This window comes from Pseudomonas sp. FW507-12TSA, from assembly GCF_058781435.1.
In genome coordinates this window covers 171,978-190,724 of sequence record NZ_JBYSWT010000007.1, presented here as the reverse complement: position 1 = coordinate 190,724, position 18,747 = coordinate 171,978, and the positions used below count along the sequence as shown (strand labels likewise).

Annotated in this window: 19 protein-coding genes and 1 tRNA gene; 6 read left to right on the top strand and 14 right to left on the bottom strand. The window is 64.3% G+C overall.

Annotation, left to right across the window (positions count from 1 at the left end; translation table 11 throughout):
• Positions 1-87 precede the first annotated feature (87 nt).
• On the top strand, positions 88-753 hold the full coding sequence (locus tag AC3WK8_RS09580; RefSeq protein WP_256578700.1) for a hypothetical protein: 666 nt from the start codon (positions 88-90) through the stop codon (positions 751-753).
• A gap of 5 nt (positions 754-758) precedes the next feature.
• Entirely contained in the window at positions 759-1,454 is a 696-nt protein-coding gene (locus AC3WK8_RS09575; RefSeq protein WP_103324654.1) for a tetratricopeptide repeat protein, read from the top strand.
• A gap of 69 nt (positions 1,455-1,523) precedes the next feature.
• Here AC3WK8_RS09575 and AC3WK8_RS09570 read toward each other — a convergent pair whose 3' ends face one another.
• The 8 genes from AC3WK8_RS09570 to AC3WK8_RS09535 form a co-directional block, all read right to left on the bottom strand.
• Positions 1,524-2,654 carry a lysozyme inhibitor LprI family protein gene (locus AC3WK8_RS09570; protein WP_085598161.1) on the bottom strand — a complete coding sequence of 377 codons (1,131 nt, stop codon included), beginning with the start codon at positions 2,652-2,654 and terminating at the stop codon, positions 1,524-1,526.
• Positions 2,655-2,685: 31 nt separating this feature from the next.
• Positions 2,686-3,072: a c-type cytochrome gene (locus AC3WK8_RS09565; RefSeq protein ID WP_085598162.1), complete on the bottom strand. Its 387-nt coding sequence runs from the start codon at positions 3,070-3,072 to the stop codon at positions 2,686-2,688.
• Positions 3,073-3,459: 387 nt separating this feature from the next.
• Complete coding sequence (locus AC3WK8_RS09560; RefSeq protein WP_146043252.1) at positions 3,460-4,059, bottom strand: hypothetical protein; 600 nt, start codon at positions 4,057-4,059, stop codon at positions 3,460-3,462.
• Complete coding sequence (locus AC3WK8_RS09555) at positions 4,028-4,588, bottom strand: hypothetical protein (RefSeq protein WP_103324652.1); 561 nt, start codon at positions 4,586-4,588, stop codon at positions 4,028-4,030. The genes AC3WK8_RS09560 and AC3WK8_RS09555 overlap by 32 nt, the downstream gene beginning before the upstream one ends.
• Positions 4,589-4,752: 164 nt before the next feature.
• Complete coding sequence (locus tag AC3WK8_RS09550; RefSeq protein ID WP_256592263.1) at positions 4,753-5,085, bottom strand: hypothetical protein; 333 nt, start codon at positions 5,083-5,085, stop codon at positions 4,753-4,755.
• A gap of 136 nt (positions 5,086-5,221) precedes the next feature.
• Complete coding sequence (locus AC3WK8_RS09545) at positions 5,222-6,205, bottom strand: AraC family transcriptional regulator (protein WP_103324670.1); 984 nt, start codon at positions 6,203-6,205, stop codon at positions 5,222-5,224.
• Between the two features lie 300 nt (positions 6,206-6,505).
• Positions 6,506-6,581: transfer RNA gene (locus AC3WK8_RS09540), tRNA-Thr, on the bottom strand.
• 133 nt (positions 6,582-6,714) lie between these two features.
• Positions 6,715-7,506 carry an SDR family NAD(P)-dependent oxidoreductase gene (locus tag AC3WK8_RS09535; RefSeq protein ID WP_085595762.1) on the bottom strand — a complete coding sequence of 264 codons (792 nt, stop codon included), beginning with the start codon at positions 7,504-7,506 and terminating at the stop codon, positions 6,715-6,717.
• Positions 7,507-7,633: 127 nt separating this feature from the next.
• Between AC3WK8_RS09535 and AC3WK8_RS09530 the strand changes: the two genes are divergently transcribed.
• From AC3WK8_RS09530 to AC3WK8_RS09520, 3 genes are all read left to right on the top strand, one after another.
• The gene (locus tag AC3WK8_RS09530; protein WP_068589583.1) at positions 7,634-8,530 is read left to right on the top strand and encodes a LysR substrate-binding domain-containing protein; all 897 of its coding nucleotides are present in this window, start codon (positions 7,634-7,636) and stop codon (positions 8,528-8,530) included.
• Between the two features lie 159 nt (positions 8,531-8,689).
• A complete protein-coding gene (locus AC3WK8_RS09525; protein ID WP_103324651.1) occupies positions 8,690-9,700 on the top strand; it encodes an aldo/keto reductase in 1,011 nt (336 codons plus the stop codon).
• Between the two features lie 85 nt (positions 9,701-9,785).
• Complete coding sequence (locus AC3WK8_RS09520) at positions 9,786-10,196, top strand: SRPBCC family protein (RefSeq protein WP_022639208.1); 411 nt, start codon at positions 9,786-9,788, stop codon at positions 10,194-10,196.
• 70 nt (positions 10,197-10,266) lie between these two features.
• On the opposite strand, the gene speB is transcribed toward AC3WK8_RS09520, so the two are convergent.
• A complete protein-coding gene (gene speB, locus AC3WK8_RS09515) occupies positions 10,267-11,223 on the bottom strand; it encodes an agmatinase (protein WP_022639209.1) in 957 nt (318 codons plus the stop codon).
• 28 nt (positions 11,224-11,251) lie between these two features.
• The gene (locus AC3WK8_RS09510) at positions 11,252-12,637 is read right to left on the bottom strand and encodes a sodium:solute symporter family protein (protein WP_103324650.1); all 1,386 of its coding nucleotides are present in this window, start codon (positions 12,635-12,637) and stop codon (positions 11,252-11,254) included.
• Positions 12,638-12,843: 206 nt separating this feature from the next.
• Between AC3WK8_RS09510 and AC3WK8_RS09505 the strand changes: the two genes are divergently transcribed.
• On the top strand, positions 12,844-13,488 hold the full coding sequence (locus tag AC3WK8_RS09505; RefSeq protein WP_085595750.1) for an amidase: 645 nt from the start codon (positions 12,844-12,846) through the stop codon (positions 13,486-13,488).
• Between the two features lie 49 nt (positions 13,489-13,537).
• On the opposite strand, the gene AC3WK8_RS09500 is transcribed toward AC3WK8_RS09505, so the two are convergent.
• The 4 genes from AC3WK8_RS09500 to AC3WK8_RS09485 are packed head-to-tail and all read right to left on the bottom strand — an operon-like array spanning position 13,538 to position 18,682.
• Positions 13,538-13,759, bottom strand: a complete 222-nt coding sequence (locus tag AC3WK8_RS09500; protein ID WP_053132601.1) for a formate dehydrogenase subunit delta — start codon at positions 13,757-13,759, stop codon at positions 13,538-13,540.
• Positions 13,756-16,653 (bottom strand): formate dehydrogenase subunit alpha, encoded by a 2,898-nt coding sequence (gene fdhF, locus AC3WK8_RS09495; RefSeq protein WP_103324649.1) that lies wholly within the window; start codon positions 16,651-16,653, stop codon positions 13,756-13,758. The genes AC3WK8_RS09500 and fdhF overlap by 4 nt, the downstream gene beginning before the upstream one ends.
• Positions 16,650-18,206: a formate dehydrogenase beta subunit gene (locus tag AC3WK8_RS09490; protein WP_219738363.1), complete on the bottom strand. Its 1,557-nt coding sequence runs from the start codon at positions 18,204-18,206 to the stop codon at positions 16,650-16,652. Before AC3WK8_RS09490 ends, fdhF begins: the two co-directional genes overlap by 4 nt.
• Positions 18,206-18,682 carry a formate dehydrogenase subunit gamma gene (locus tag AC3WK8_RS09485; RefSeq protein WP_103324647.1) on the bottom strand — a complete coding sequence of 159 codons (477 nt, stop codon included), beginning with the start codon at positions 18,680-18,682 and terminating at the stop codon, positions 18,206-18,208. Before AC3WK8_RS09485 ends, AC3WK8_RS09490 begins: the two co-directional genes overlap by 1 nt.
• Positions 18,683-18,747 lie beyond the last annotated feature (65 nt).

Here is an 18,747-nt window from a genome sequence, read left to right as displayed (position 1 = left end):
TGCCTATAGGGTCGCGGACGACTTGTGGCCGTTTGATATCGATCTTGCTAAATTCCGTTCCCACTTTCCCCCTCACGGATGATCTTGATGTTCCGTTCCCTGTTGTCCGGCCTGTGCCTGCTGGGTGTCGCCAGCATCGCCCAGGGCCAGCAAGCGACCTCGCCCGAGCAGTTGCTGAGTGATTTCTCCCGCTGCGACGCGCAGTTCTTCCAGAGCTTGAACACCGCCCAACTGCCGGCCGGTACCTTGAGCCTGGCCCAGTACGGCGCGGTCAAGGCGCCCCAGGTCATGAACCCGCTGCAGGAAGGCGGTCGCTACCAGCCGTTCGCACAGCCCTTGGTGGTCAAGGGCGTGCGCCTGGTGGGCTACTACAACGAAGCCATGTCGATGAAGTCGGTGGGCAACATGCTGTTCTGGGGTTTCGTCGCCGACGGCACGCCCCAGGACGTGGCCGCGCGCCTCAAGCCGCTGCTGGCGGATAACGCCCGCTTGAAGGACGACCGCGGTGCTTTCAGCCGAGTGGAAATTCGCCGGGTCGGCGATCCGATCCTGCAATGGCGGACCCAGGGCCAGGCCGGTGGTGGCGTGGCTACGCCGTTCGGTTTCGTCGAGCGGGTCCTGAGTATCGACAAAGGTATCGACAAGGAGCCGATCGCCGGCCGCACCACGATCTTCTGCAGTTTGCAGGGCACCGTCACCACGCCGTTGCTGCAAGTCTATCGCCCTGACCTCAACGCCCATCTGCTGGATTGAAAGCCATGCCTTCATCGTCTGTTCGTGGAGCGCTATTGCTCCTGGGATCCGTGCTGCTGACCGGTTGTGCCGGCCTGCAGAGCCAGGACCAGATCAACTATGCCCATTGCCGCATGGTGGGCCAGGCCGCCAAGGCCGAGAAATTCGACGTGGTGCTGCAACAGGCCGACCTGTGCCTGGAGAAGAACCAGCTGCCGCCGGGCATGCAGAGCCTGGTGTACTGGCTCAAGTCCGATGCCTACGCCAGCTTCAAGCGCTATCCGCAAGCGATTGCCGCCAAGGAAAAGTCCATCGCCCTGGAAGGCAAGCCCGATGCCCGCGCGGTGCTGGACCTGAGCCGCCTGTATCGTGAGGCGGGCAACCCGCAGAAGTCCCTGGAGTTGGTGCAATCCAACCTCGACGCCAATCTGGGCGAGACGGGCAAGGGCGGCGGCTTCAACATGCCGACCTACTACCATCTGGGCCAGACGCTCTACGACCTGGGGCAATACCGCGAGGCCGCCGAAGCCTACAGCACCGGCCTGCTACGCCAGCCAGACTATGCCTGGGCCTTCTATCACCGCGGTCTTGCCTACGACAAACTGGGCCTGACCGACGATGCCCGTAATGACTTCAGCAAGTTCGCCAAGCTGGTGAACCAGAAGTACGTCGAGCCCCAGCACCAGGCCAAGCTGGCCCAATACAAGATCAGCCTGCCCTGAGGCAGAGGCGGATCGCACCATGAAAAAAGGCTCGTCATTGACGAGCCTTTTTTGCCCTGGCACCTGCCCTCAGTCGTCGTACTTGAAGGCGAACTTCAGCTGGTCACCTTCCAGGTAGACCACCGCCTCGCGGCCATGCAGGTCGATCGGGCGTGCCGAGACGGCTTCATGCTCGGGCACGATCTTGAACAAGGTCTTGTATTGCGTGTCGACTCGCCAGATGCAGGCCCGCGGCCCTTCGTTGTCGAAGTACATGATCGGGCGGGTAGCGCTCCAGGTCGGGTTGACGATGCTCCAGCCCTCCTCGGTGTCGTTGTGCGCGGTGACATTTTCACTGTAGGTATTGTGGCTCTGCTGGTCGTAGTCCAGGGACAGGCTGTAGTTATCCACATTCAAGTCCTGGCCCACCCGCGCCCGGGCATGGCGCAGGGTATTGGAGGGCGTCTGGTACGACTTCAGGCTGGCCTCGGGCGCGCTGCGTGAACCCAGGCGGTAGCTCATGCTTTGCTGCAAGTCGCCACCGATACGCTGGCGGTAATACAGTAACCCACCGTCGAACCCGGCGAAGCGCAGGCCCTGGTCGTTGCTGCCCTGGGCGGCCCAGCCGGTGAAGGCGATGTCCCGGGCGATGGGATACAGGCCCGGCTGGTCATCGGCATATTCATACAGGGTCCCGACAAAGCCGCCTTGCTCCTGCTGGTACAGGCCGGTGAACAGCACCACGCGCAACACGCCATCGATCACCTGGGCGTCGACGATCTGCTTGTCGCCCCGAGGGGGCACGGCAGGGAAGGAAGCCAGTGGGAAGCGCTGCCAGTGCTCGGCTTCATCCAGGCGGTACTGGCGCGTCGGGTCCATGGGCAGCAACTGGTTCTTGCCCGGGGCCGGGGGGATCGGCAGCGGCGCGAGCATCTTCAACTGGGCGCGGTAGGCCCCCTCCAGGCAGTCGTCCGAGGTACAGGTATCGCGAACCTCGCGCAACCAGCGCACTTGCAGCAGGCGAAACACCTGCAGGTGCTTGAGCCCGTTGTAGCGACGATTCAATTCATCGTCCTGGGCGGAGAGCTTAGGCGCGTTGCAAACCGCCTTCTCGACCGAGGTCGAGGCCTTGGCACAGTCGAAACCGGCGGCGCCCGCTTGCGGCGCGAGCACGGCCAGGGCCAGGCCGGCGGTCGCCAGGGACAGCAGGGAAAGCTTCATCGAAACATCCTTGTAGGGAAGCGAAACGGGATCAGGGATTGGGGAAGGTCTGTAGATAGGCCAGCAGGTTGTCGATTTTCTCTTCGTCGCTCAAGCCCCAGAAAATCATCCGGGTGCCGGGCACCACGCCCTTGGGATCTTGCAGGTACTGGGTGAGCTTGTCCCGGGTCCAGACGATGCCCGAGGACTTCATCGCTGTCGAATACTGGTAGTCCTGGGCGCTGCCGGCCGGGCGGTCGATGATGCCGTTGAGCTCTGGACCGAACGAACTGCGCACCGAGGGCCCGATATTGTGGCAACCACTGCACAGGCGCTTGAACAGCTTGGCGCCGACTTCGGCATCGCCGGCCACAGCCGGGGAGCTGAACAGCATGGAGTGGAGCAACAGGGCGAGGATGGATGCTGCGATGGGTTTCATGGGGGGCCTGCGTGCAACTGGAATCGGCGGCTATTGGAGCATGAAGCGCATGCCTGGGGGGAGCCTGGCCCTGTAGGCACTCCCAACTCTTGGGTGTTTAGGTTTTATGTGGATACAGCCCGTTAGAGTTTCACTGGGAAATGCTGGCCTTATTGATCACTCGCGTTATTTGGTCTGGTAAGCGCAGTAGCGCTCGGTCGCTGGGATAGAGTCGGTGCGGGCATGGCTGTCTTTGTGATGCAGCAAGAAGGGGGGGCGCTCATCACCCATTCCTGCATTGGAATGCGGTTTTGATCTTGCCTGGATGCAGCACGCTCGGCCGTTAAAACGCTAACCGAATAATGTAAAAAACGACGATGCGCATTTCATGCGCATCGCCTGCCAACATTAAGCGATAGCTACTACAAAAGCGTTCAATTGATAATCCGCCACTACTTGCGCAAAGGCGGTGCGCGGCTTTTGGGTTGCGGTGCCTAGATTCGAATCATAAACTTGCATTTGTGTGGCGCTGATGATGTAGATGCCAATGACATGCCTATCATTTCCCGCCCAAACTTTAGTGCCGGTTTTGTATGTCGAGAAGTCCTTGGTAACCTGGTCCTTCGACTTGGACTTGCCGTGTATCGCCTGTTCCGCCGCTTTTACTTGTGAGGCCAAACTATTGGATGCATCAATCACTTGCTGAGCCAACTGGATCTTGCCCGGATCGTCAAAACTGCGAATGTCGAACTTTTCCGGATGTTTGGCATCATTGAGCCAGGCGCTGGATAGCACCGCGCAGAACTGCCCTACATCTACCCAGTCACCTTTGGGAGCATTTGATTGAATGACGTAGACAACATCGGGCAGGCCCAATGTGTCCGGGTTCAACCAAAGAAAAGGGTTAGGGGTTGTAATGCTGCCTACGGTAATAATATTAGCCATGATTCTTTCCTGCGCGTCATGATGAATGAGTTCAAGGTTTCCAGCATGGCTGGCCTGCGGCATTCGCGATGTCATGCGCTGCCATGGTCAGGAAATACTGTTTTTTCGCTGCAGTGGTCGCTGTCGGCGCTTCCCAATCAGCAAAAATAACGGTATAGGCCGCATCGTGGTTGACAACTTTTAGACAGTTATAGGCAACCTGATCAAACTTGCTACCGGGGTCATCTGGGCGAGTACTGGTTCCCACGACCAGATTACCCTGAGTCCAGGCCAGTAATGATTGCCAGACTTCTACAGCCTCGGGATTTTGCGGCGTATGCAGTCCGGCGACCAACTGCGGGACATTGCCCTGGAATGAGCCGAGGTTGACAGTACGGGTACCGATAATGGCATTGATCAAGTCCGTTCTGTCTGCATCGCTGGTGAAGTTGTCGGTACCAAACTTGACCAGTTCTTCCCAAGGAATAATATGGTGGCGCGACAAGCCACTGGCGATTTTATCATTAAAGGGATAGCTGGGACGGCCTGCTGCCATAGCAAAACTGCATGTAAAGCTAAATAACAAGGCGAAACAAAGCATTACTTTCTTCATGGTGAACTCCTTTCGTTATTAACACCGATGGCCGTGGCCTATCGATCAGGCAAACTCACTTTTGCTCGAATAGTCCAACTTATAAATCGACGGGTTCTGGTTTGGGAAACCTCCTTTGCCGCGCAGTAGTTCGTTGTTTGGTAGATAGAGTCTGGCGCTATAGCTCAGCCGGGTGTCGTAACCAGACAATTAACGACCTTTGCGTCGCAACCACCGAGCAGGTGGCGGATCGGATCGACCCTGCCTTTAGGGCCAAAGGCCTGGTCGTAGTCGGGAGGGGACGAACCCAGAACAGCCAGGGCATCACGCACTTGTATCTGGCTCGCCTGAGCCCACCCCATATAAAGATTGGACTCGGCACGAGCAAAGTTATCGCCATCTAGCTGCACCGTCGCGTCAGCGGATGACTGAGCGTGTGCATTGGTAAAAGTGGCCAGCTTCAGGGCGACGATACAGGCCGTTGATAAATCGGGCATGTAGACCTCTAGCTCTTTCAAGTGGGCATTTCCTTTCAGACTTTATAAGAGCCCCCCTCTGGAAACTTGCCATTTGATGCCAAAAGCACAACCAGCAAGTACCGCGAAGTGCGCCATTGCAAGGTGCCCGATAGTGGGAGAGGGCCAGGCGAAGAGGTTAACGACCATCTTTCAAAAGTGCGCTGTAGCGCGATGGTGAACTTCCGGTCCAGCGTTTGAAGGCTCGGGTAAAGTGCGCTTGGTCACTGTAGCCAACCATGTAGGCAATCTCGGTTGCGCTGTACTTGCCGCTGGCAATCAGTTGTAGCGCTTCGCTGCGACGGGTTTTGTCCCGCAGGTCTTCGAAGTCGATGCCGCAGTATTTGAGGCGACGCTGTAGCGTTCGGGAAGACAAGCCGAGGTTTCTTGCTATGGCGGCAAGTGTGGATCGATCCTGATCCCCGATCCGTTCGATAAGCATGCCGGCGGCTTTCGCGGTCGACCTCAAGGCCTCGGCGACTTTCCAGGCGTCATCCCGACCGAGCGGCAGAGAGATGTCGAGCAGCTCGCGATCGAATTCGATCATGTTGTGCTGCGCGTTCATGTGCAGATTCGGCCCCAGGTATTTCTCCAGCGCCTCATTTCCCCGTTGCCTCGGGTTTTGCAAATGCACGCGGACGGCGCTTGGCTCACCGGACATGAGCGGCACCTTTCTTAGCAGCGCCAGAGTGCCGAGAATGACCTGCTTCGGATTCGCCCCGTGCTGTCCGGTGGATTGCCGGATCAGTTTCAGCGTACGGCCTTCGGTGACGATTCTTACGTCGCTTCCTTGATGCAGTAAGTTCGTATGGATCGCCGCCACTGCGCACGTCTGAGCGAGGTTGGACGAACCCAGGATCAACTCGCCCCAGGCCCCGAGCGAGCGTACTTCGATCAAATGCCCCACCGTTGCACCTGCGAAGGGGGCCTGTGTGAGCGCGGCCATTTCACTGGCTATATGAAAGCAGGTCGCTCGCGGCACCCAGGCATCCGGGTATTGAAAGACCTGCGGGGAAATACCGTAACGTCGAAAGAATTCCAGCGGCGATACCCCGTGCATGCTCAAGTAGGGCGCTAGTTGCTGAAGAGTGCTGAGTTTGATGGAGGGCGTTGGGTAGGCCATGAGCGTTTGCACCTGCGTCAAAGGACCGTCCTGGTCCGCAGGGAAACACTAGCGCAAAACGTTTGACACAGCCGTACCGACGGCCGCGCAGCAACCACAGGGGGCGAACCGGCAACAGTATCCGCGTGGTTTCAGGCAGGGCGCGGCTTCACAGGTGAAGCCAGAGGCTGGCGAGGGGGCAGGGGCGGGTCTGAAGCTCTCGGGCACCGAGATCAAAACCGTGCTCAAGGCATTAGGACAGGATTTCTTAATCCTGGAAACGACAAAGCCCTCGCATCGCTGCGAGGGCTTTGTCTTATATGGTGCCGGCACCAGGAGTCGAACCCGGGACCTACTGATTACAAGTCAGTTGCTCTACCAACTGAGCTATACCGGCGTGTTAGGGCGACGATTATAGCGATTGGCGGGGTTCTGTAAACCCCTGAAAACTGACTATTTTTGCCCGGGCCTCGGCGCCGGGTGGCCCCGCAACCTGTCGTGGTTGCGGGCTAGGCGCCTGGTGTGGCGACTCAGATCGCCAGGCTGTCCACTACGCCGCCGTCCACGCGCAGGGCCGCGCCGGTGGTGGCCGAGGAGAATGGCGAGGCGATGTAGGTCACCAGGGAGGCCACTTCCTCGACTTCGGCCACGCGCTGGATGATCGAGCTGGGGCGCTCGCGGCGTACGAAGGCGTCGGCTTCTTCCCGGGCGCTGCGGCCGGACTGGCGCACCGCGTCGGCCACCAGGTTGGCCACGCCTTCGGTGAAGGTCGGGCCCGGCAGGATCGCGTTCACGGTCACGCCGGTGCCGGCCAGGCGCTTGGCCAGGCCATGGGAGACGGCCAGGTTGGCGGCCTTGGTGACCCCATAGTTGATCATCTGCGCCGGGATGGCGACGCCCGATTCCGAGGACAGGAAGATCACCCGGCCCCAGCCGCGCTCGACCATGCCCGGGGTGTAGTGGCGGGACAGGCGCACGCCGGAGAGCACGTTGATTTCGTAGAAATCCATCCATTGCTGGTCGTCGGTGTCGAAGAAGTCGACATCGTTGTAGATGCCCAGGTTGTTCACCAGGATGTCGGCCTGGGGCTCGGCGGCGAACAGGATATCGGCGCCGGCCGCGGTACCCAGGTCAGCGACCACGCCACGGGCGCTGCCATTGCTGGCGTGGATGCCGGCGACGGCTTCTGCCACCGAGGCCGCGTTGCGGCCGACGATGACCACGCTGGCGCCGGAGGCCGCCAGGCTACGGGCGATGCCCAGGCCGATACCGCCGGTGGAGCCACTGATAATGGCGGTCTTGCCGCCCAGATCGATTTGCATGTTCGGATTCCTCATCTTGGGGGCACAAGACCTGTGCCGGTGATCGATTCGAGATGGCGCCATCCTATTGAACGCCAGTAAGATCGTATATGACTTAATTGGTCATACTTGAGTCCCTGAGGGTCATATGCTGGATCTTAGACAATTGCGTTATTTCGTTGCCGTCGCCGAAGTCGAGCACGTCGGCAAGGCGGCCGAGCAACTGCACATTTCCCAATCGCCGCTGAGCCGGCAGATCGCCCAGCTGGAAGAGCGCCTCGGCCTGCAACTGTTCGAGCGTAGCCAACAACGCCTGCGCCTGACGTCCGACGGTCGCACCTTCCTCCACGAGACCCGGGCCCTGCTCAAGCATGCCGAGCGCCTGGAGTCCCTGGGCCGGCGCCTGGGGCGTGGCGAGACGGGTGGGTTGTGCATCGGCTACGTCAGCCATGCGATCCATGCCGGGGTGCTGCCAGGTGCCTTGCGCCATGTGCGCGAGGAGCGCCCGGGTATCCATATCGCGCTGTACAACCTGTCGGCCCAGGAGCAGTTCGAAGGGCTGCGCCAACGCAGCCTGGACATCGCCCTGGTCTGCGAACCGCCGGCCACCGACGATCCGGAGCTTTTGGCCGCCCGGGTGTTCGACGACCCGTTGCGCCTGGCCTTGCCCCTGGGGCATCCCTTGGCGGACAAGCCCAGCATCGAGCCGGCCGACCTGCACGAGCAGGACTGGATCATGGTCGAAGGCCAGTTGCAGCCCAGCCGGCGCGAGCGCTTCCTGGCCAGTTGCGTGGCCGCGGGCTTCACCCCGCAGATCCGCCTGGAAGCCGCCGAGCCGCTGAGCGCCCTGGGCCTGGTATCCGCCGGCCTGGGCCTGGCGCTGATCCAGCAGAGCATCAATGGTGAAGGCAACCCGAACGTGGTCTTGCGCGAGCTGCCCTGGTTGCAGCAGAGCACTGGCCTGTGGGCGGCCTGGCACCGTGTCGACCTGCGGCCGATAGTCGGGGATTTCCGCGAGATGGTGCTGGCAGGGGCGGCAAGCTGAACTTGGAGGGGCCTGGCTGGGGGTGAGAGGCGGTTGTAGAGCGATTTGACCTGTTTGGTCTCAAGTCTGTCGAATTATGACTTGGACGGTCTCGGACGGCTGGTTTTAGGATGCGCTCACTGGAGTTCACAAGCGACTCCCCCCAACCAGGAGCAATCCATGAGCCTCAAATCCTTGATCCCAACCCGCCTAGGCTTCGGCAGCGCCCCACTGGGCAACATGTTCCGCGCCGTATCCGCCGAAGAAGTACAGTCCACCGTCGATGCCGCCTGGAACAACGGCGTGCGTTACTTCGACACCGCACCCTTCTACGGTGCCGGCCTCTCCGAAAGCCGCCTGGGTGCCGCACTGGCCAAGCGTCCACGCAACGAATACGTACTGAGCAGCAAGGTCGGCCGCATCATCCTCGACGAACTGGAAGACCCTGCCGCCCGTGAGCTGGGTGAGAAGAGCGGCCTGTTCGAACACGGCAACCGCAACCGCATCGTCAACGACTACAGCGCCGATGCCACCCTGCGCTCCATCGAAGACAGCCTCAAGCGCATGGGCACCGACCACCTGGACATCGTCTGGATCCACGACATCGCCCAGGACTTCTACGGCGACGAATGGCTGACCCAGTTCGAAATCGCCCGTACCGGCGCCTTCCGCGTACTTTCCCGCCTGCGTGAAGAAGGCGTGATCAAGGCCTGGGGCCTGGGCGTCAACCGCGTCGAGCCGATCGAGCTGACCCTGGACCTGGACGAACCACGGCCCGATGGCTTCTTGCTGGCCGGCCGCTACTCGCTGCTGGACCACGACCGCGCCCTGCAACGGGTCATGCCGCAAGCGGTGGAGCAAGGTGTCGGCATCGTCGTCGGCGGTCCGTACAGCTCGGGTGTCACCGCAGGTGGCGAGCACTTCGAGTACCAGAAGGCCAACCAGCAAGTGCTGGCCAAGCTGGAGCGCATCCGCGCCGTTGCCCGTGCCCACGATGTGGACGTCAAGGCCGCTGCCCTGCAGTTCGCCCTGGCCCATCCGGCGGTGGTTTCGGTGATCCCCGGTTCGACCCGCCCACTGCACGCCAATGAAGACCACGCCGCCATGAGCGCGGTGATCCCGGCCGCCTTCTGGCAGAACCTGCGCGAGCAGGGCCTGATCAACCCAGTGGCGCCTGTTCCAGCCCAGTGATCCTACCCGCGCGGGGCCGCCTGGCGGCCCTGTCGCAAGCGTTTACGACCTTATTGAAGGGGCTGTTGCCCCAGGAGAAATCATCATGGCCCAGGCCAAAGCTTCCATCGAACTGAACATCGACGCTGCACGCGTCTGGCAACTGATCGGCGGTTTCGACTCGCTGCCCGACTGGCTGCCCTTCATCCCCCAGAGCGCCCTGAGCGAAGGCGGCCGGGTCCGCAGCCTCAAGAGCGCCGAAGGCGACACCATCATCGAGCGCTTGCTGGACTTCAACGAAGCCGGGCGCAGCTACAGCTACACCATCCTCCAGGGGCCAGCCCCCGTGCGCGACTACCAGTCGACCCTGCGCGTGGTAGAGAACGGCAAGGGCTCGCGCGTCGAGTGGTCCGGCTCGTTCGTGCCGGCCGGCATCAGCGACGAACAAGCCATCGAGCTGTTCACCACCATCTACGCCGATGGCCTGGCAGCGCTCAAGCAAGCCCTGCAAGGTTGATCGCGGCACCCGAGGCGCCTTGCGCGGCGATCACTCGTCGCCGGGCAAGGCGCTTTTTCATGGGCGCGTTTCAACCCCGATTCGCCACCGACTCGGCCAGGATGCACAGCAGCTCGAACATCAGGGTCGCGCCGGCCAGGGCGGTGGCGCCGCCGAGGTCGAAGGGCGGCGAGACTTCCACCACGTCGGCGCCCACCAGGTTCAGGCCGCGCAGGCCGCGGATCAGTTGCTGGGCCTGCAGGGTGGTCATGCCGCCGATCTCCGGGGTGCCGGTGCCGGGGGCGAAGGCCGGGTCGAGCACATCGATGTCGAAGCTGATGTAGGTCGGCTCAGCGCCCACCACGCGCCGGGCTTCGGCCAGGGTCGCCTCGACGCCCAGGTCGGCGAATTCCTCCATGTGGATCACGCGGATCCCGCAGTCCTTGGCGAAGTCTTCGTCGTCGGCCGAGTAGATCGAGCCGCGGATGCCGATCTGCACCGTGCGCCTGGGGTCCAGCAGGCCCTCTTCGATGGCCCGGCGAAAGGGCGTGCCGTGGGTGTAGAGGTTGTCGCCGAAGTAGCGGTCGTTGGTATCGGAATGGGCATCGAAGTGCACCATGCCGATCGGCCGCTGGCGGGCCAGGGCCCGGAAGATCGGCAGGGTCACCAGGTGATCGCCACCCACCGACAGCGGCACCGCGCCGGCCTGGTGCAGCTGGCTGAAGAAACCCTCGATCTGCTTCAACGAGTCCAACAGGTCGATGGGGTTGACCGGGGCATCGCCCAGGTCGCCGACCCGCACCAGGTCATAGGGGGCGATGCGGCTGACGTGGTGCACCTTGCGCATCAGGCTCGACTGGTTGCGCACCTCCCGCGGGCCATGGCGAGCCCCGGCGCGGTTGGTGGTGCCGCCATCCCAGGGCACCCCCACCAGGGCGATCTGCACCTGCGCCGGGTCGTCGAACAGCGGCAGGCGCATGAAACTTGGAATACCGGCGAAGCGCGGGACCAGGGCAGCGTCTATCGGCTGCGGGAAAGACTGGGACATGGGCGATTCCTCGTTGTGGATTCAGGGATCAATCGGCGCTGCTGCGCAGGGCCGGTGCCGGCTGGCTCACCAGGCTGACGGCGACGAAGGTCAGCAGGCTGACGCCCAGGCCGTAGTAGATCGGGGTGTTGGCCAGGATGCCGTCGCGGGCCATGCAGGCGATCACCGTCAGGCTGCCGCTGACCATGCAGGCGATGGCCCCGGCCGCCGAGGCCCGGCGCCACAGCAAGGCGCCGATGATCGGCACCAGCAGGCTACCCACCAGCAGGTTGTAGGCGATGCTCAGGCCGGCGATCACGTCGTTGACCAGGCAGGCCATCAGCAGCATCGCCACCCCTAGGCCGAGGGTGATCCAGCGGCTGCTGGCCAGGTGGTTTTCCTGGCCACGGGTCAGGAAGCGGCTGTAGATGTCTTCCTTGAGCACCGTGGCCGAGGCCAGCAGGCAGGCACTGGCGGTGGACATGATGGCGGCCAGGGCCGCCGCCACCACCAGCCCGCGCAGTCCGGCCGGCAATACGTTGCGGGTGACTTCGGCGAAGGCGTTCTCGGCCACCGCCAGGTCCGGTAGCAGCAGCTTGGCAGCGGCCCCCACCAGGGCACAGGCGGCGCCGTAGAACATGCAGTAGATCCCGGCGCCGAGGCCGGCGTAGCGCACCACCCGTTCGCTGCGGGCGGTGAACAATCGCTGCCAGATGTCCTGGCCGATCAGCGCGCCGAAGAAGTACAGCAGGAAGTAGGCGAGGAGGGTGTCCAGGCCGATGTTGCCCCACTCGAAGAACCCCGCCGGCAACCTCGCCTGCATGGCTTCGAGGCCGCCGGCCTGGCCGACGCTCATGGGCAGCAGGACGCAGAAGATGCCCAGGGTCATGATCACGAACTGGATGATGTCGGTGAGGGTCAGCGACCACATGCCGCCGATCACCGAGTAGAAGATCACCAGCGCGCCGCCGCAGAGAATCGCCGGGATGCGCGGGATGTCGAACACCACCTCGGTGATCGAGCCGATGGCGATGGTCGCGGTGACCGCCACCATCAGGTCGTAGGCCACCATCACGCAGCCGCCGATCAGGCGCGACGACGCCTGGTACCTTTGTTCGAGGATCTGGGTCACGGTGAACACCCGCAACTGGGCGATCTGCCGGGACAGCACCAGGCTCAGGACGATGATCCCCAGGCCCAGCATGAACACCAGCCACAACCCGGAGATTCCGTAGCTGTAGCCCAGGCGTACCGAGCCGATGGTGGAGGCGCCGCCGAGCATCACCGCCGACAGGGTGCCCAGGTACAGCGCCGGGCCCAGGCGCCGCCCGGCCACCAGGAAATCGTCCTGGTTGCGCACTTTGCGCATGCCCCACCAGCCAAGGCCGGCCATCAGCAGGACGTAGACCAACATGACCGCATAATCGAGTGCCATAACGGGTGCTCCCTGGTTGTTCTTGTTGTGCAGGCAGGTGAGCGCAGGGTAGATCGTGGATTGGCCGGGATACATCCCGGCAGGCGCAAGCTGGCTTGTGTTTTCACGCAAGTGGTCCAATGCCTGGACAGCGATGAAGTCTGCGCCATTCCTGCCGATAGCCTGCCCGGGCCACGAGGCGCAATCAGTCAAAGGAAGCAGTAGCGATGAATGTCAGAAGTCTGGCCCTGGTGGCGTTGTTGGGCTCGCTTGGCGCGTGCAGCGTCAAGCCGGTGGAGCCCTATTCGGAGCCGCCCCTGGGCGCATCGGTGGCGCAGTTGCGGGTGATCACCAACGGTGAAGTGCGCGGTGGGGCCTATGCCGGTTGCATCGGCGACAACCAGCGCCTGGCCAAGGCCGGGCGCTTTGGCAGCGAGCACCGGGCGAACGTCAACTATCCACAGTTTCCCGAGGCCCCGCGGCAGATCGACATGCTGCCGCGATTCGCCCCGAAGCTGCCGGACTACCCCGGAGCCATTCGCCGCGGTGAAGGCGAATACTCCGAGATCGCCACCGAATACCGGGTACCCGCCGGACGCCCGTTCCTGCTGGAGGGCGGCGGGGTGGCGGCCGGGGGAACCGGCAACGCCTACCGCACCTGCCCGCAGGTACAGAAGGTGGTGGTGTTCGAACCGGGCAAGAGCTACGAGGCCTATGCCGGCCTGAACTACATTCCGGTGGCCGGCGGCGAGGTGGAGGCGCTGTGCGTATTCACCGTGTACCAGCTGCTGCCCCTGAGCAAGCCGGGGGCCAGCATGCCTTTGGCGTTGCAGACCAGCGCGCCGGCGCAGCAGCGCTGTTCCGGCCGGTGAGGGGATGACGCCCGGGCCTGCCGCGATGGCAGGCCCGGGCGCGGCTGGACTAGGTGGCCTTGCCGGGGGCGTCGATGGCTTGGCACACCAAGGGATGCAGCTCGCTTTGCCGTTGCTGCTGGTGCCAGGCCAATAGCTCCTGGCGCATGGCTGGGGTCCAGAACAGCTGCATGTGGTTGCGCACGCTGCTTACCGCCTGGGCCTGGTCCGGCTCGTTGGCGAAGTACGAAGCGATCTGGTTGGCCATCTTGACCAGGTTGGCGGTGCTCATCGGCGCACCTCCGCCTTGTGGCCCCGGGACCGGTCGCGGGCTTGCAGCAAGCGCTGCTGCTCGTCACTGAAGGCCTGGTAGCGCTTCTGCCACTCGGACGGATGGTAGACCCGGCTGACCTCCACCGCCGTGACCTTGTACTCCGGACAGTTGGTGGCCCAGTCGGAGTTGTCGGTGGTGATCACGTTGGCGCCCGACTCGGGGAAGTGGAAGGTGGTGTAGACCACCCCCGGCGCTACCCGCTCGGTCACTCGGGCGCGTAGCACGGTCTGCCCGGCGCGGCTGCCGATGCCGACCCAGTCGCCTTCGCTGATGCCCCGGCTCTCGGCATCGGTGGGGTGGATCTCCAGGCGGTCCTCGGCGTGCCAGGCGACGTTGTCGGTGCGTCGGGTCTGGGCGCCGACGTTGTACTGGCTGAGGATGCGCCCGGTGGTCAGCAGCAGCGGATAGCGACTGTTGACCTTCTCGTCGGTGGGCACGTAGCCGGTGAGCATGAAGCGCCCCTTGCCGCGCACGAATTCATCGATGTGCATGGTCGGTGTACCGTCCGGGGCCTGGGCGTTGCACGGCCATTGCAGGCTGCCGTGACGGTCCAGGCTGGCATAGCTGACGCCGGTGAAGGTCGGGGTCAGGCGGGCGATCTCGTCCATGATCTGCGACGGATGCTCGTAGTGCATCGGATACCCCAGCGCCGCTGCCAGGGCCAGGGTGCCTTCCCAGTCGGCCTTGCCGCCCAGCGGCTCCATGACCTTGCGCACCCGCGAGATGCGGCGCTCGGCGTTGGTGAAGGTGCCGTCCTTTTCCAGGAACGAGGCCCCGGGCAGGAACACATGGGCGAACTTGGCGGTTTCGTTGAGGAAGATGTCCTGCACCACCACGCATTCCATGGCCGACAGGGCGGCGGTCACGTGCTGGGTGTTGGGGTCGCTCTGGGCGATGTCCTCGCCCTGGCAGTACAGGCCCTTGAAGCTGCCGCCCAGGGCCGCCTCGAACATGTTGGGAATGCGCAGCCCCGGATCGGGTTGCAGGCTGACGTTCCACGCCTGCTCGAACTCCTGGCGCACGGTCTGGTTGGAGATGTGCCGGTAGCCCGGCAGCTCGTGGGGGAAGGAGCCCATGTCGCAGGAACCCTGGACGTTGTTCTGGCCCCGCAGCGGGTTGACCCCGACCCCTTCGCGGCCGATGTTGCCGGTGGCCATGGCCAGGTTGGCGATGCCCATCACCGAGGTGCTGCCCTGGCTGTGCTCGGTGACGCCCAGGCCGTAGTAGATCGCCGCGTTGCCGCCAGTGGCGTAGATCCGGGCAGCGGCACGGATGTCGGCCGCCGGGACCCCGCAGATGGCGCCCAGTATCTCCGGCGAGTTGTCCGCACGGCTGACGAAGGCGCTCCACAGGGCGAAGGCCTCGGGCTCGCAGCGGGCCTCGACGAACGCCTGGTCCACCAGGCCCTCGGTGACGATCACGTGGGCCAGGGCGTTGAGCATGGCCACGTTGGTTCCCGGGCGCAGGGCCAGGTGCAGCTCGGCGCGGGCGTGGACCGAGTCCACCAGGTCGATGCGCCGAGGATCGATGACGATCAGCCGCGCCCCTTCACGCAGGCGGCGCTTGAGCTGGGAGCCGAACACCGGGTGGGCATCGCTGGGGTTGGCGCCCATCACCAGGATCACGTCGGCCTGCATCACCGAATCGAAGCTCTGGGTCCCGGCGGATTCTCCCAGGGTCTGCTTGAGGCCGTAGCCGGTGGGCGAATGGCAGACCCGGGCGCAGGTGTCGACGTTGTTGTTGCCGAAGGCCGCCCGCACCAGTTTCTGCACCAGGTAGGTTTCCTCGTTGGTGCAGCGGCTGGACGTGATGCCGCCGATGGAGTCGCGACCGTACTTGAGCTGGATGCGCCGCAGCTCGCTGGCGGCGTACTGCACGGCTTCATCCCAGCTGACCTCCTGCCACGGGTCGCTGATGTGCTTGCGGATCATCGGTTTGGTGATGCGGTCCGGGTGGGTGGCGTAGCCCCAGGCGAAGCGGCCCTTGACGCAGGAGTGGCCATGGTTGGCCTGGCCGTTCTTGTCCGGGACCATGCGCACCAGTTGCTCGCCCTTCATCTCGGCGCGGAACGAACAGCCCACGCCGCAGTAGGCGCAGGTGGTGACCACCGCCCGCTCGGGCTGGCCCATTTCCACTACGCTCTTTTCCATCAGGGTCGCGGTGGGGCAGGCCTGCACGCAGGCGCCGCAGGACACGCATTCGGAGTCCAGGAAGTTGTCGCCGCCGGCCGCCGCCACCCGGGATTCGAAGCCCCGGCCGCTGATGGTCAGGGCGAAGGTGCCCTGGGTTTCCTCGCAGGCGCGCACGCAGCGGTTGCAGACGATGCACTTGCTCGGGTCGTAGTCGAAGTAGGGGTTGGAGCTGTCCTTCTGGTCGCTCAAGTGGTTGGCGCCGTCATAGCCATAGCGCACTTCGCGCAGGCCCACCTGGCCGGCTACGGTCTGCAGCTCGCAGTTGCCGTTGGCCGAGCAGGTCAGGCAGTCCAGCGGGTGGTCGGAGATGTACAGCTCCATCACATTGCGGCGCAGGCTCGAGAGTTTCGGCGTCTGGGTATGCACCACCATGCCCTCGCTGACCGGGGTGGTGCAGGAGGCCGGGTAGCCGCGCATGCCGTCGATTTCCACCAGGCACATGCGGCAGGAACCGAAGGCCTCCAGGCTGTCGGTGGCGCATAGCTTGGGAATGCTGGTACCCAGCAGCGCGGCGGCGCGCATCACCGAGGTGCCCTGGGGCACGCTGATGCTGCGGCCGTCGATGCTCAGGCTGACCTGGACCTGGCTGTCGCGGGCCGGGGTACCCAGGTCCACGGCGTTGAGGTCGATGTCCTTGGCGGGGTCGAAGAGCGTGATCATTGGTCGGCCTCCGTGGTGTGCAGACCGAAGTCGGCAGGGAAGTGCTTGAGGGCGCTGGCCACCGGGTAGGACGTCATGCCGCCCAGGGCGCACAGCGAGCCGTATTGCAGGGTGTCGCACAGGTCCTTGAGGATCAGCGCCTGGTGCTGGCGCTCCTCGGGGCCGGGAGCCGCCAGCAGGCGGTCGATGACTTCCACGCCACGGGTCGAGCCGATACGGCACGGGGTGCACTTGCCGCAGGATTCCTCGGCGCAGAACTGCATGGCGAAGCGCGCCATGTGAGCCAGGTCGAGGCTGTCGTCGGCCACCACCACGCCGCCGTGGCCGAGCATCGCGCCCATGGCGGCGAAGGCCTCGTAGTCCAGCGGTGTGTCGAATTGCGTGGGCGGGACCCAGGCACCGAGGGGGCCGCCGACCTGGGCCGCCTTCAGTGGCCGGCCACTGGCGGTACCGCCACCGTAGTCATGCAGCAGCTCGCCCAGGGTCAGGCCGAAGGCCCGTTCCACCAGGCCGCCATGGCGGACATTGCCCGCCAGTTGGAAGGGCATGGTGCCCAGGGAGCGGCCCATGCCGTAGTCGCGATAGAAGGGCGCGCCCTTGGCCAGGATCAGCGGCACCGAGGCCAGGGTCAGCACGTTGTGCACCAGGGTCGGCTGGCCGAACAGGCCTTGCAGGGCCGGGATCGGCGGCTTGGCGCGGACGATCCCGCGCTTGCCTTCCAGGGAGTCGAGCAGCGCGGTTTCCTCGCCGCAGATGTAGGCCCCGGCGCCGACCCGCACTTCCAGGTCGAAGGGCTGGCCGCTCCCGCCGGCATCGGCCCCCAGGTAGCCGGCGTCCCGGGCCAGGTCCAGGGCCGCGCGCAGGGTGGCCACTGCCTGGGGATATTCCGAGCGCACATAGATATAGCCCTGGCTGGCACCGACGGCGATGCCGGCGATGGCCATGCCCTCGATCAGCAGAAAGGGGTCGCCCTCCATCAGCATGCGGTCGGCGAAGGTCCCGGAGTCGCCCTCGTCGGCGTTGCACACCACGTACTTCTGCTGCGCCGAGGTCTCGCGCACCGTGCGCCACTTGATCCCCGCGGGGAAGGCCGCGCCGCCCCGGCCACGCAGGCCGGAGTCGAGCACCGCGGCTACGGTCTGCTCGCCGCCCAGGGCGATGGCGCGCTCCAGGCCGGCGAAACCGCCGTGGGCCCGATAGTCCTCCAGGGACAACGGCCGGGTGATGCCGGCGCGGGCGAACAGCAGGCGCTGCTGGCTCTTGAGGTAGGGAATCTGCTCCACCAGGCCCAGGGCCAAGGGGTGGCTGGTGGGGTCGGCTTGCAGGGCGTCCAGCAGCGCCGGCACGTCGGCCACTTTCAGCGGACCGAAGCCCAGGCGGCCCTCTGGGGTATCGACTTCCAGCAGCGGTTCCAGCCAGTACAGGCCACGGGAACTGGTGCGTTGCAGTTGCAGCGGCAGTTGGCGCTGGCCGGCCCGGGCCAGCAGGGCGTCGGCCACCTGGTCGGCGCCCACGGCGCGGGCCAGGGAGTCACAGGACAGGTAGAGGTTCATCACGCATCCTCCCGGCAGCTGTCGATCAGTGCATCCAGGCGTTCGGCGCTGAGCCGGGCATGCAGCTGGCCGTCCAGCTCCAGGGCCGGCGAGCAGGCGCAGGCCCCCAGGCAGTACACCGGCCGCAGGCTGATGCGGCCATCGGCGCTACTGCCATGGTCGTCCAGTTGCAGGCGCTCGCGCAGTTGCGCCGCCAGTTGCTCGGCGCCCCGGCTCTGGCAGGATTCGGCGCGGCACAGGCGCAGGATGTGCCGCGCGGGCGGCGCGGTGCGAAAGTCGTGGTAGAAGCTGATCACGCCGCGCACTTCGGCCTGGCTCTGGTTGAGCCCATGGGCGATGGCGGGGATGGCCACGTCGGGGATGTAGCCCAGCTCTTCCTGGATCTGGTGGAGCAGCGGCAGCAGCGCCCCGGGAACATCCTTGTAGCGCTCCAGCAGGGTGTGGATCACAGGCAGGTGCAGCGATTCATCAGGCATACAGCATTCCTCACGGTCACGGACACACCTGGTGGTTGTCGGTTGTCCGAAAGTCTCGGCTGCGG